Origin of the sequence: Paenibacillus sp. S25 (genome assembly GCF_019454085.1) — a bacterium.
Classification (GTDB): Bacteria; Bacillota; Bacilli; order Paenibacillales; family Paenibacillaceae; genus Paenibacillus; species Paenibacillus polymyxa_B.
This window is the reverse complement of the sequence record NZ_CP073683.1, coordinates 3196382-3209690: the sequence shown is the minus strand read 5'-3', so window position 1 is coordinate 3209690 and position 13309 is coordinate 3196382. Positions and strand designations below refer to the sequence as shown.

The 13309-nt window shown below is 41.3% G+C and carries 14 protein-coding genes; 13 read left to right on the top strand and 1 reads right to left on the bottom strand.

Going from position 1 to position 13309, the window contains the following annotated elements; genetic code table 11:
* The first annotated feature begins 43 nt into the window (after nt 1–43).
* The 11 genes from KAI37_RS13775 to KAI37_RS13725 all read left to right on the top strand — a co-directional run bounded on the left by KAI37_RS13775 (nt 44) and on the right by KAI37_RS13725 (nt 10075).
* On the top strand, nt 44–280 hold the full coding sequence (locus KAI37_RS13775; protein ID WP_220029642.1) for a hypothetical protein: 237 nt from the start codon (nt 44–46) through the stop codon (nt 278–280).
* A 184-nt stretch (nt 281–464) separates the two neighbouring features.
* The gene (locus tag KAI37_RS13770) at nt 465–1844 is read left to right on the top strand and encodes an MrcB family domain-containing protein (RefSeq protein ID WP_220029641.1); all 1380 of its coding nucleotides are present in this window, start codon (nt 465–467) and stop codon (nt 1842–1844) included.
* Nucleotides 1845–1918: 74 nt separating this feature from the next.
* Nucleotides 1919–2416 carry an ArpU family phage packaging/lysis transcriptional regulator gene (locus KAI37_RS13765; RefSeq protein ID WP_220029640.1) on the top strand — a complete coding sequence of 166 codons (498 nt, stop codon included), beginning with the start codon at nt 1919–1921 and terminating at the stop codon, nt 2414–2416.
* Nucleotides 2417–2680: 264 nt separating this feature from the next.
* Nucleotides 2681–3682, top strand: a complete 1002-nt coding sequence (locus KAI37_RS13760; RefSeq protein ID WP_220029639.1) for a nucleotidyltransferase family protein — start codon at nt 2681–2683, stop codon at nt 3680–3682.
* A 3-nt stretch (nt 3683–3685) separates the two neighbouring features.
* Nucleotides 3686–4651, top strand: a complete 966-nt coding sequence (locus KAI37_RS13755) for an S-4TM family putative pore-forming effector (RefSeq protein ID WP_220029638.1) — start codon at nt 3686–3688, stop codon at nt 4649–4651.
* Between the two features lie 169 nt (nt 4652–4820).
* Nucleotides 4821–5078: a hypothetical protein gene (locus tag KAI37_RS13750; protein WP_220029637.1), complete on the top strand. Its 258-nt coding sequence runs from the start codon at nt 4821–4823 to the stop codon at nt 5076–5078.
* Nucleotides 5079–5523: 445 nt separating this feature from the next.
* Nucleotides 5524–6270 carry a hypothetical protein gene (locus KAI37_RS13745; RefSeq protein ID WP_068941120.1) on the top strand — a complete coding sequence of 249 codons (747 nt, stop codon included), beginning with the start codon at nt 5524–5526 and terminating at the stop codon, nt 6268–6270.
* A gap of 496 nt (nt 6271–6766) precedes the next feature.
* On the top strand, nt 6767–7354 hold the full coding sequence (locus tag KAI37_RS13740) for a hypothetical protein (protein ID WP_220029636.1): 588 nt from the start codon (nt 6767–6769) through the stop codon (nt 7352–7354).
* A gap of 271 nt (nt 7355–7625) precedes the next feature.
* Nucleotides 7626–8384, top strand: coding sequence for a hypothetical protein (locus KAI37_RS13735; RefSeq protein WP_220029635.1), 759 nt, complete (start codon nt 7626–7628; stop codon nt 8382–8384).
* A gap of 30 nt (nt 8385–8414) precedes the next feature.
* On the top strand, nt 8415–9719 hold the full coding sequence (locus tag KAI37_RS13730) for a site-specific DNA-methyltransferase (protein ID WP_220029634.1): 1305 nt from the start codon (nt 8415–8417) through the stop codon (nt 9717–9719).
* 137 nt (nt 9720–9856) lie between these two features.
* Nucleotides 9857–10075 carry a hypothetical protein gene (locus tag KAI37_RS13725; RefSeq protein ID WP_220029633.1) on the top strand — a complete coding sequence of 73 codons (219 nt, stop codon included), beginning with the start codon at nt 9857–9859 and terminating at the stop codon, nt 10073–10075.
* A 64-nt stretch (nt 10076–10139) separates the two neighbouring features.
* Here KAI37_RS13725 and KAI37_RS13720 read toward each other — a convergent pair whose 3' ends face one another.
* On the bottom strand, nt 10140–10682 hold the full coding sequence (locus KAI37_RS13720) for a hypothetical protein (protein ID WP_220029632.1): 543 nt from the start codon (nt 10680–10682) through the stop codon (nt 10140–10142).
* A gap of 78 nt (nt 10683–10760) precedes the next feature.
* Between KAI37_RS13720 and KAI37_RS13715 the strand changes: the two genes are divergently transcribed.
* Nucleotides 10761–11627, top strand: coding sequence for a phage terminase small subunit-related protein (locus tag KAI37_RS13715; RefSeq protein ID WP_220029631.1), 867 nt, complete (start codon nt 10761–10763; stop codon nt 11625–11627).
* Nucleotides 11621–13306 (top strand): terminase large subunit, encoded by a 1686-nt coding sequence (locus KAI37_RS13710; RefSeq protein ID WP_220029630.1) that lies wholly within the window; start codon nt 11621–11623, stop codon nt 13304–13306. Before KAI37_RS13715 ends, KAI37_RS13710 begins: the two co-directional genes overlap by 7 nt.
* Nucleotides 13307–13309 lie beyond the last annotated feature (3 nt).

The following is a 13309-nucleotide window of genomic DNA, read 5'->3' as shown; positions in this document are numbered from 1 at the left end:
AGTTTGAAATTAAGAGGACTTTGCTATTAAGGAGGTGTGAACCTTGGCAAATGTTAACGCGGCGATAGAACGGTTGAAGGATATACGTGTGGAGCTGGACGAGTCCCTTCGGTTGCTTGGGCATGATCCTGAAGCAGCGGAGTGCCAGCAGGCAGGAACGATGGAGCGTGTGTTGCTGCACTTACAGGATATTTATTCGGCACTCAGCCGAGAAACGCCCAGTGTCGATTATGCAAAGGCGCTGGTTCAGGAGGCTATGACATTCTGTAAGGCTATCTAAATTATATGATTATTGCTCAATGGTAGGCACCGTGAAGTAGTGTATAGCCGGAACACAAGGTAATGTGCACACAATATCATACTCCCGATAATTTTAACTTTCTATTTTAGAAATATACGTTGACATATTCTCGTTCTTTAAAGTATTATTTATCCAATAAATAACTTGAGAAGAGATGATAAATATGTCAGAAAACAATGTGGGACTTACAATAAAGCAATTTCGTGAGGACAACAATCTTAACCAAATTGAGGTCGCGAAGTCTGTAGGTATTACGGAATCTGCCTTGTCAAAAATAGAGAACGGGAAACAAAAAATTGATGCATCTTTACTTGTTGCCCTTACTCGAGTTTTTCAATGTACAACTGACCAGTTACTAGGACTACAGAGAGCTCCCGTCCTATCTACAAAGATTGAATTCAAGTCTGATAACAATATCTCATTGCGAAATAAGTTTCTTTATATTCTTAGTAATTACTTAGCAGCAACACAACAAGAATTTAAAGGACACCGAGTAGGTGAATTTGTTAGAGGAGAGGCTGCTCAGGCAGTCGGCCAAGCTGGGCAACTCAATGATCCATTTAAGGTAGTGGGTTCAGTAGGACAAGGGAGATGGGCAGAGGTCCCATGGATAGCTATTTTTAATCAACAAATAACAAGTGGCGCCCAACAAGGATTCTATATTGTTTATCTTTTTAGTGCTGATTTAAAACGTGTTTATCTTAGTTTTAATCAAGGTTACACCTATTTTGGGGAGAAATATGGTAGAAAAATGGGCCGAGGCAAGATTGCGCAAATTTCGAAAACATTGCGATCTGACTTGCATACAATACCTGAAAATTTGAAAATTTCTAGTATAAGACTCGAAGGAGACGGACATTTAGCTCGGGGTTATGAATTAGGGCATATCTGTGGGGCTGTCTATGAAACTAGTAGTATGCCTTCTGATGAGACGCTTGCTAAAGACTTGTCTGATATGCTGATTGTTTACCAAGAGCTATTCTCTATGATGCAAGGAAGAACGGTGAAACAGTTTAATGACTATTTACTCCTAAAAGACGATTTGAAATATATTGAGGCGGAAGAACAGGATGCAGATTTTCAAGAAGCAGTCGAGAAATCAGCTACCAATTTAGGCTATGTAGAAGACGAGGAGGAGAAGCTAGAAGAACGAAGGGATCCACTAATTGATAATGGTGGAGGTAAACATTGGCCTAGGGACGCTCAAAGAGCGGCCAAGGCGCTAATTATGGCGAATTTTAAATGCGCAGTCGATGCGAATCATGCCACCTTTACCTCAAAAAAAACTAATAAGCCGTATGTTGAAGCGCATCATTTACTACCCATTTATCTTCAGCAAGATTTTGATAAGAATCTTGATCGGGTGACTAATATTGTTTCACTATGCCCTAATTGCCACCGACTTTTGCATCATGGAGATGATATTGAACGACATTCTTTGATTTTAAAATTATTTAGTGAACGAAGAGATGCTTTGGAACGGCTTGGAATTGAGATTACACCTACGCAGTTGTTAAAAGCATATAACGTTGAAGTGGATTAAACCGGGAACATTGGGGAATGGTCTTCCGGAACTTCAATCCTCACCAAATTATATCATATGGGTGAGGGGATTTTATGGGGAAGAGAAGAAAAAACAACTTACAACTGACTTTTAACATTCTGCCGATTGATGAGAGAGCTACCCGCCTTGCGGTGGAAGAATATGTGGAGACGGTCCGGCAGTATCGGCAGATTGGTTTTGTACGGCGCGAGGCGGCAATTACACAGGCGTATTCATATAGAGAGCATCAGTCTACCAATACAATCAGTAAGCAGACGGAGGAAATTGCCACATACAACGTGGACAAGGAAGCAGAGCTGGCTACTAAGGATAAGTTGCTGGAGCTGGCAATGAGTAGATTGGGCAGTGTGCAGCGTGAGGTTATTCAGCGGAGCTATTTGGATGATGAGGGGATATATGATGCAATCATTTGTCACGAAATGAATCCTCCTATGAGTGACCGGACATTTCGCAGAATTAAAACTGATGCGGTATTTATACTGGCTACTGCTTTAAACCTGACCAAATTCATAAATGGGACAGAGGAAGATACTGATATTGCAGCCGGTTAAAATGCCGGCTCTTTTTATCTATATTCTCTTGGTTTTGAATTGTCTATTTAAATGAAGGACGTCAATGAGTAGAGGATAAGTTAAAGCTGTTACCTTCTTTTAGCTTATACCTTCACAAAGATAGGATAATGTTATTATCTATATGTACATCAGCAGGGAAATAGGACTTTTTTAGGATATCTTTAGTACCATATAGATTGAAATTTTTGTATAATTAAGTTGAATTATAAAGAAATAAAAAAGAACACAAATAAGGAGGGTAAAATGGCAACTACAGTTAACACAGCATTTAGTGAATTTATAAGATACACAGTTAATTTGGATTCAGAAGTAACAAAAACTGCGCGGAGGAGTAGGGATTGGTTAATTGGACAAATAGATAAGTTTGACTCAAAAATAGGCTTTCCAACTTTATATAATGATATTGATATTCACTTTGGTTCTTTTGCAAGAAGGACCAAAATTCGTGAACTTAATGACATTGATTTAATAATAGGATTGAGGTCCCAGGGAAGTACATACTTACAAGATAGCTGGGGCAGGATTGAAATGACTGTTCCAGACACAGCTACGGATCTTATAAAACTTTGTCATGATTACACTAACAAACTAAACTCTAGGAAAGTTATTAATAAATTCATAAGTGAACTTAGTACAATACCCCAATATAAGAAAGCAGAAATAAAAAGAAATCTTGAGGCTGCCACATTAGAGCTTACTACACATCCATGGAACTTTGATATAGTACCAAGTTTCATCACAGTTCCAGAGCCTGATGGCAGAACTTATTATATTATCCCTGATGGGAAAGGTCATTGGAAAAAAACAGATCCAAGACTTGATCGTAGCAACATCTCAAGGATAAATCAAAAACATAATGGTAAGATATTGAATGTTATTCGGCTAATAAAGTATTGGAATAACAGGCCAACTATGCCTTCAATGGGTTCATATCTTCTTGAGTGCATGCTCGTATCTTACTACGATAATAAAGATACGGTGAGTGATTATGTTGATATTGAAGCTCGTAACATATTTGCGCACATATCTTCTGCAATTCATAACAATGTTTATGACCCTAAGAATATACAAGGAAATTTGAATAATCTTTCTTTTGATGAAAAGCAAAAAATTTCTGCTAAGGCTCTTTTTGACTATCGTAGTGCCTTGGAAGCGGGTCACTTTGAAGGGTCTGGGGACCATAAATCAGCGATAATTAAATGGAGAGGAATATTCGGAAGTGCTTTTCCCGAATACACACAGTAATATATGGAAAGCAAATCGAATGATATTTTTCTTAGACAAAATGAGGATGGGAATATTGACCTTCTCGCTGCACAACGTCAGATGTACTCTGAAGCAAAACGTGCATCAAATTATCAGTTTGCCATTTGCGTAGTTGTACCTATACTAGTTCCTTTTTTGAAAGCAGTTGCTCTATCAAACATGATATATTTAGGTTTTATAACGCTTCTGCCATTAGTAATTATTGTTGTAAATCAGTATTTTTTTGAAAAAATTATTAAAAATAAAAAAGAAAAGGCTGCAAAATTTCAGGAATTATTTGATACTAATGTATTCAAACTTAGTTGGAACAACAAATTGAGCGGTTCTAAAGAATTTGCTACAAAAGATTTAAGCAATACGGCACAAAAATATAAGAAGAAACATGTATCACTAAGCAATTTGAAGAATTGGTACCCAAAAGAGTATTCTACAGTAGATCTATCTGCTGGTAGGGTGATGTGTCAAAAAGTAAATGCTTCTTGGGATGGCGAAATCAGAGCATCATTTCAGAGTTTCCTAATAAAATTGCTTTTGGGATGTATATTTCTGATAATAGCTATCTCAATGTTACTAAACAAAACATTTGCTGAAACACTAATCTCCATAATTGCTCCGCTATTTCCAATCGCTTTTTATATCTTTAAACGATATTCAGAAAATAAAGAAACAATAGTTCGTCTAGATAAATTAACTGATAAAGCGGACCGGCTTTGGGAGAATGTACTGAGTGGGATTGTGGAACAGAATGACTTACAAATTCAGTCTCGACAACTGCAGAATGAAATCTATAAACACAGAAGCAATGCATTGCTAATATGGGATTGGTTTTACTTGAGAAATAGATCCAAACAAGAAAATAATATGAACGATAGTGCAAATTTAATTGTCGATGAATATTTAACAGGGGGCTTAACTGAGGAAACAAAGAAAAGTATGACCGTTATTTGACCGGAAAATGTCCTGTTTATGGCCCGCCACTGGACTTTTGATATGGTAAAGTTATATCATGGAAAATCAAATAAGGAACGCATCGCAGCTTTCAAGCCTCGGTGATCAGGTCGGCCAATGTGCCGGCCTTTTTGATTTTTCTATAAAACCCTATTAGGAGGACATGATTATGTCTGCAAAACCACGTTTCGCATTTTTGAGTGAGGATGGAATATTACGCCTACACGAGGAAGAACACGCTTCACAGCACGGTAAGCATGTACAAACAAGCCTAACTGACGACGAGAGCGGCTATCCAGTCGTTGAGGGTCAGGGCGTTGTGTATTATGCCTATGAGGACAAAGCTTACGTCAAGGGCAACAAGAAAGATGGACAACTCATCCCAACACCGCCAATTCTCAAGCAACTCGCAGCAGAGCTCCTGTAGTTTTTGAATGTGGTGGCGGAAGAGAGACGCTACAACGTAGGATGACACTTGCATACTAAAGGCTGATAGTCTCGACGATCCTGCAAGGGGATAGAGGGACATACTGCTCAGTGGCATTGACCAGTGCGCGCAAGGGAAAGCCCAAATATGTGGCCGCGAACAAGGATAGATCCTTGCACCCCTTAGGGGCACCCGTAACGCACAGCGGTAGATCGGTAGCGGTATGCAGGCTGCGGTTAAACGGTAAGTCATTCCATGCGGGGGAGAGTGGCCCCCGCCCACATTATTCATGGCACGTGCAGGTGGCAAGGAACCAGTTAACCAGCGGAAACATGAACAGTCTGGTCAGAACCCTTGCGCGGTTCAATTCCGCAGCGTGTCTATTAAAGTAGCTAATCAACTTCCCTTTTCTGTCGATATAAACAGAAAAGGGAGGGATTAGCAAATGAATAACAGAAAACCGATGTTATTTATTAAATTTGGGCAGAAAGAGCACTTGGAATCGTTGCAAAAAGGAAACTTATATTTAAATAATTTAGACTACTTTATACAAATGGAAAAAAAGAATAACAAAAAGGGAATGGGTGATAAGTCAGAAGCATCTTTGATGTTGACAAATGTATCACTTAAATTTTTTCACCATGATACACATGAGCTTGCTTTTACATTTGATTCTGCCAAAACAAGTTTACGGATGGATGAGGTTCTTACAAAACCCGTTTTCTGTATTATGTGGGTCGCTGCTGAGGATTTCGAAGTAATTAAGGAAGATGAGAATGAAGTAGAAGCTGTGTTATCCTTTGATGCTGAGCAACAGAAGGAAATGCTTTCTGAGTTTGGAGATCATGCTCTAGTAATAGAAGCTGCTAGATTTATAGAGGCTTTGGAAAGAACTTTGGATCAAATGGAGTTATGTTGTGCAACAGGCAAAATTGATTATATAAATTATTCAACTAACAAGAATGCACATCTACCGGAATTAATGAATAATGATCTGTCTGTTTATTTTAAGAAAGATCATTCACTTTCTTATCAAAAAGAGTTTCGTGCTGTTATTTTAAATAAAGATATTGAGGAACCCATAACAATTAATATTGGGGATATGACTTCCTTTTCAGGAATTCTTCCTTCTCCTCATCTACTAAGTGGAGGATTCGGCGTTAAAATTAACCTGAAGCATGAAAGTTCATAAACTGTGAAAAAAGTAGAGTTTCGTAGATAATCAGTTAGTTGTTAACTGTAACGAGTGAGTTTATTGATTGACCATTTTCTGAGCGATCAGTAAAATGGTCTTGTTCTTCCTCTCTAGTAACTAAGTACAGATGCTTTTATGCAACAGCGTAGCGTTTTGCATCCCGCTTGCGGGAATAGGCTCTACCGTTGTTTATTTTTTCGGGTTTTAAATAAGCGCCTCAGTTCATTTGGTGCTGTAAATACATAGGCAGATACAAGTCACTCATTTGGGTGGCTTTTTTTATATTGCCTTGAAAGGTTTGAATGGTTTGAAGAAGAAGCAGAAGAAAGGAATTTTGCTATATAAGAAAGGCCCACCAAAACAGCCGAAAAAATGCAAAGGTTGTGTTTGGGGTAGATGGGATGGGGTTAAACAGTTTTGTTCCCGTACCGCATGTGTGAAAAAGGATAAGCTTTCCTGAATGTCGAATTATGGTGTAAAGGGAGGGTGTTTAATGAGGAAATTTAGAAAATTTATAAAAAAAACGCTTATGGTATTAAGTATAGTTCTAGTGGGAGTAGTTCTATACTTTTCAATAGAGTACTTACTGAATATTGTCAAGACACTTGCACCTCAGGTTTTGGCAGCAATAATCGCTGGTATGTTTACTGTTTTTGTAACTGTAATATCTTTAATAATTGCTAAGAGGAGAGAAAACAAGCAGTCAATTGATGAACAACATCGAATTAAGAAAATCCCTATATATGAGGAGTTTCTTCAATTTTGGTTCAAAGTATTATTGCATGGGAAAATCGGTAAACCAGTTACTGAAGAAGAGATGCTAAACTTTTTTACTGAGTTTACTCAAAAATTAATCTTATGGGGTTCTGACGAAGTGATATTGGAGTATGGAGAATTTAGAACCTTCTTTATGAAGTTATCTCAAGCAGAAGGACAAAATTCTAAAGAAGCAACAAAAAGCATTCAAAAATTCGAAAAATTAATAACTGCTATTAGAAAGGATGTTGGTCACAAAAATAGTGGATTTAAAAAAAATGATATTCTGAAATTATTTATAACTGACATAGAAAACCTCAAGTAAGACGCACCCATAGGGGTGCTTTTTCTTTTGCCTTCATGTGACAATATGTGAGCTATTCTGAGCACCCTTTCCGTTACACGGACGAATTGCCAGAAGGAGTGCAGAAGAGAGCAGAGAGAGGGCATACACACGCTCTGACAGCCTATTATCCTGATACCTGAATATCGAAAACCAACTCAACACAAAAGAGCGCTAATTTCATTCTTGACCACCATCATTTATTGTCTGATACTGGAAGATGTTGTGTCAGATATAGATGAGGAGTGGTCAGATGAGAAAGATTTATATTGTATTGATTGCTTTAGGGATTTTTGGAGTGTGGGCAGGTTCAGGATGGGCTATTAATACATGGATAAACGCTAGTTACCGTGGAACGTTTGGAGATATGTTCGGAGCAGTGAATGCACTGTTCTCAGGCCTTGCTTTTGCCGGACTCATTTACACTATTTCAGTCCAGAGAGATGAACTGCAGGAGCAGAAGAAAGCCATAGAAATGCAGACAGAAGAATTAGCGCTCCAAAGGCAAGCCATTGAGATGCAGACAGAAGAATTAAAGATGCAGAGAGAGGAAACAGCTCGGTCTGCAGATCAATTGGAGGGCCAAAAGAACTTATTAAATCTTCAGATGGCGATGAGTGTGGTAAATGATTTGATCCAAACAAAAAATAAGAGACTTGAAGAAATCATTAATTTTTTGCCTAGAGAGAGGCTTAGAGGGTATAATGCAATTTCTGACTTAATAAAAACTAATGGTCACGATGGTTCTTATAAAATTACAGAAGACGAAAATTACTTACAAGGTTATCTCAATACTATATTTTTCATTCTGAAATTCATACAGAGTTATGATTTACAAAATGATCAGAAAGATATGTTAAGTAATTTGGTAATCATGAACTCTACAGATGATGAAGTGAAACTTATATACGTTGCAGTAGCGGAAAATCAACATCGGTTGATGATGCTCAAAGTCCATGGTTTTTACCCAAGGTATAAAAAAATAACTGAATCAGAGACAATGCCATCCTAATGAAGGGTGGCATTTTTAAGAGGTGTTGAAATGGAAATTAGAGTCCTGCCGATAGAACAAATCAACGCAGCAGCATATAACCCACGGGATGACCTTCAGCCTGGTGATCCGGAGTATGAAAAGCTGAAAGCCAGCATCGAATCCTTTGGTTATGTCGAGCCCATCGTCTGGAATGAGCGCACCGGCAACATGGTCGGTGGCCATCAGCGATATAAGATTATGGTTAACGAGCTGGGTCATACGGAGCTGGCTGTAAGTGTTGTTGACCTGGACGAACAGCAGGAAAAGCTTCTCAATCTGGCGCTTAATAAGGTCAGTGGGAACTGGAATGATGAAGCCCTTTATCGATTGCTTGATGATCTGCAGGTGAGTGGAGCTAATCTGGCCCTGTCCGGCTTCGATTTGGAAGAGTTCGAGGATCTGGCGGCAGAGTTTGCTGTGCCACATGATGAATCCTTGGACCTTCCGGTTACCGATGATGACTTTGACGTCCAGCGTGCTCTAGATGAAATCAAGGAACCGGAGACCAGGCGCGGGGATGTGTGGCAGCTTGGTCGGCATCGATTAGTGTGTGGAGATGCGACCAATCCTGATGATGTAGCACTTCTAATGGACGGAGCCAAAGCAGCGCTGGTCGTTACTGATCCGCCTTATAATGTGGCCGTTGAGAGTGTTTCAGAACGATTGGCCGCTGATGGCCGTAGCAGCATAATGAACGACAACATGCCCGCTGAGGACTTCGCGGGCTTTTTGCATGCCGTTTTTTCCAAATATGCAGTGGTGATGCAGCCAACTGCAGCTATATATGTATTCCATCCTTCGTCCTATCAGCGGGAGTTCGAGGATGCGATGAACATAGCCGGCATCGTCGTCCGGACACAATGCATCTGGGTGAAGAATGCTGCCACCTTCGGCTGGGCACAGTACCGTTTCAAACATGAGCCTGTCTTTTATGCTCATATGAAGGGCAAAGCTCCTGCTTGGTACGGTGATCGGACACAGACAACGGTATGGAAGGCTGGCCTACCTGTTGAGGACCCGCTCCCCGAGACAGTATGGGAGGTTTCGAGGGGCGATGTGAACAAGTACGTTCATCCCACCCAAAAGCCTCTTGATCTGTTGGCCATCCCAATCAGGAACAGCAGCCAGCGCGGTGACGAGATCGTTGATTTCTTCGGCGGCAGCGGCTCCACGCTTATGACCTGTGAGCAGATGGACCGGACGTGCCGAACTTTGGAGTTGGACCCTGTGTTTTGTGATGTGATCAAAAAACGATTCTTGGAGAGCACTGGTATTGAGCCAGTCCTGTTGCATCGGGCTGAACCCGTAGCATAGGAAAAAGAAGGACGCGCTAACGTCCCCCCATTCACCCAGGGTATCCCCCGGCTGAGACAGCGGCCCGCCACGCGTGGCATTTTGCGAACATCCGCTGTCTCGCATTCCAGTATATAGGAAAGCCGAGGGATACGACAATGGGAACAGACAACGAACAACAAGATGCATTACTACAGCGTGAGATAGAGATCGTCGAGGGAATCCTCGAATCCAAGGCGCAGTACCGCAAGATTGTTAAGGCTGGCATAGCTCAGTGGGTCAAAGACCTGCAGGCTGGGAATATAAAAATGCAGACGGTACAGGACTTGGATCGTCTGATTGAGTTGGATATTAAGTTGCAAAAAGATGATTTTTAATGCCTAGTTCTCCATGATTGAAAAGTTGCTGATTTTTATTGTTGTTATAAGTATTCTCTAACCTTTATGGTTTTTGTGTATGGTCTTTTAATGTTTCCTCAGCAATTATTAAATGCTTGTTTATAAGTTTTTTTAATTTATCTGACGAGAAGTTGCTAATCTGAGTGATTAGTACGATAGCCAGAACTAGTATAGACATCATAATAACTAAGTCTAATGCTGAACTATAAAAATCCAATAAGATTTTTAGGTCTTTAAACGCAGCGATACTTAGTGTTACCACAATTGTAATAAGGGGTATTAGTGTTGCAACCATTTTGAACAGATCATCGAAATTATTAGTGCTATGGTGCTCTTCTTTCAGTAGTTTCAAATCTAGGTAAACAGTTTTAAAATCCTGAATTGAATCAGTAAGAAGCTGAGTGTAAGCTTTGCTTAATGTCAGCGTCTCGTTTTTGAGTAGTAGATATTGTGTACTAATTATTACTTTACGCAACGGCAATTCAATCTGTTTTTTTAACTTATTGTATTTTTTGATTTCTATAAATAGAGTCAAAAAAAATAAAATCCCGAGTCCAATTACAAAAAATAATGTCTTTTGTTCCATATCAATCATCCTTTTTTTATTTATTTATCGGAAATATTCCCTTATTTTATTAGCTTGAGGTGGTGGTGATAAATGTAGATGGCTAGACAACGTAGTCCCGAGCGGGACAAGGCAAAACAAATGTGGCTGGAGAGCGATGGAGCGATGAAGCTAAAAGACATCGCCGCCGCTCTTTCTGTTGGAGAGACTCAGGTCCGGAAATGGAAGTCACAGGACAAATGGGTAGACGATCTGAATAGTAACGTTACCAATGAATCCAAAAGTAACGTTACCAAACGAGGAGCGCCCAAAGGGAACAAAAATGCTGTCGGCAATCGTGGCGGTGCTCCCCCAGGAAATCAAAACGCTAAAGGGAATAGTGGTGGACCGGGCGGTCCTTTTCGTAATAAAAAGGCTCTCAAGACGGGAATGTATGAAACTATCTTTCTGGATGCCTTGGAGGAAGACGAGCAAGAGCTGTTTGATCAGATTGATACTTCTCCTTTGGCACAGCTCAACGAACAGCTTATTATGCTGTCTATCCAAGAGCGACGGCACATGCGCCGGGTCAAGCAGCTTGAAGCTGGCCTGACCGACGAGGAAAAGAAGATCAAACAGGAGCTACACCAGCGCAAGGACAAAGTTCCTTACACTAGCCCGAAAACAGGGAAGCAGATTAATCTGTCTGTTGAAACTGAAGGAATGAAGGTCACGGAAATTATGACCGTAACTACTTCAAAGCTGGATAAGATTTTAAAGCAGGAAGAAGCACTGGTCAAAACCCGTGATAAAAAGCTTCGGGTCATTAACCTTATTTCCAGCTTGCAGCAAGAGGAAGAAAAGCTGGAGATTGCTCGTGAACGGCTGGAACTGGAGAAATTCAAGACGCGTGGATATGGTGGTTCAGGAGGCGATGAAGGCGGCGAAAACGATGATGATGACGATGGGGATGACGACGAATGGTAATTACTCTTGCTAAGGAGCATCGAAAACGAGCCAAGCGGCGGTTAAAGCAGCGCCCTGAAAAGCTGGCTGAACTGAAAGAGGTTCTGGCTGACTTCGAGCAATTCTGCTGGCGCATGCTCAAAATTAAAACCAAGGACGGCCGCATTATGCCGCTCACGCTCAATGATGCCCAACGGGAATTTGTCCGTGAAGTTTTCGAGCAGATTAGGGCGGGCAAGGCGGTTCGGATCATCATCCTCAAGGCGCGGCAGATGGGATTCTCCACTGTCACAGAAGCCGTTATTTATTACCTCACGTCTTTGCAAGAGGCTAAGAATGCTTTTATCGTCGCTCAGGACTCGCACGCATCCGGTAACTTGTATGATATGTTCCGTTTGTACTATGAAAAAGTGCCGGAAATTATCAAGCCCATGAGTAAACGGAACAATACCAAAAGGTTCACGTTTGAAAATCCATCGGTGAAACCCTATGAACACCGCCTGAATCCGGGCCTTAAATCCAAGATAACCGTTCAGTCAGCAGAGAGCCGGGTTCTTGCTCGTTCGGAGACGATTCATTATCTGCATGCTTCGGAGTTGGCTTTCTGGCCAGCGAGTAAAAAGAAGAAGCATATGTTATCCGTCTTTGCGGCTTTATCCAAAGAGCCGGGGACATTGGGCGTTGTGGAATCTACCGCCAACGGCATGGACGATTTTAAGCAGATGTGGGATGCAGCATGTGAGGGTGAGAACGACTTTACGCCCATGTTCTTCGCTTGGTTCCAAATGCCAGACTATCGTAAGCGGGTACCTCCTGATTTTGTACTGACAACCGAGGAATTGGAGCTAAAAGCCAAGTATAATTTGGACGACGAACAGCTTCAGTGGCGGCGATTTACGATCCGAAACGATTGTAACGGCGACCCGCGTGTATTCCGACAGGAGTATCCATCCGAACCGTTGGAAGCTTTCCTTTTGTCTGGCGAAGGCATATTCGACAACGAGTACATTCAGAGTTTGCTTGAAGTTTTGGGCAAACCAGGAACGCGATATGAGGTTGACCAAGTAAAAGGGAAAGTGATCCGTGCAGACTCAGGCGAGCTGCGCGTTTTTGTCGCGCCCGAAGAAGGCAAACGCTACGTTATTGGGGCGGATACGGCTAAAGGCAAGGCGGGCGGAGACTATGACGCTGCGTATGTTCTGGAGGAACGTACTGGACAAATGTGTGCTGTGCTCTGGGGTAAGTGGGATACGGACTTATACGGAAAGAAGCTGGACACGCTGGGGCGCTATTACAATACGGCTTTGTTGGGCGTAGAGAATAACAATACTGGTGAATCGGTGCTGAACACTCTTTTCAACACATGTCATTATCCACTGCTTTACTTTGCCAAAAAGGGCGACATGGGCTGGAATACGAACAAAGTAACTCGTCCTGTGATGGTGTCTGATTTTAAAGAAGCCATTCGGGATCAGCTTTACCCGATTTACTGTCACCGACTGTATAAGGAGTGTTTAACCTTTATCGATAACAACGGCAAAGCCGAAGCCGATAGCGGCTGTAACGATGACTGTATAATGGCCTATGCCATCGCATTGCAACTACGGCAGGTAGCTGGTAGATGGTTTGACTGGTACGCGAAGAAACAGCAGCGGGCAGAGTCCCGTGATGATTACAACGAGGAAGTGGGGTGGATTTAAACA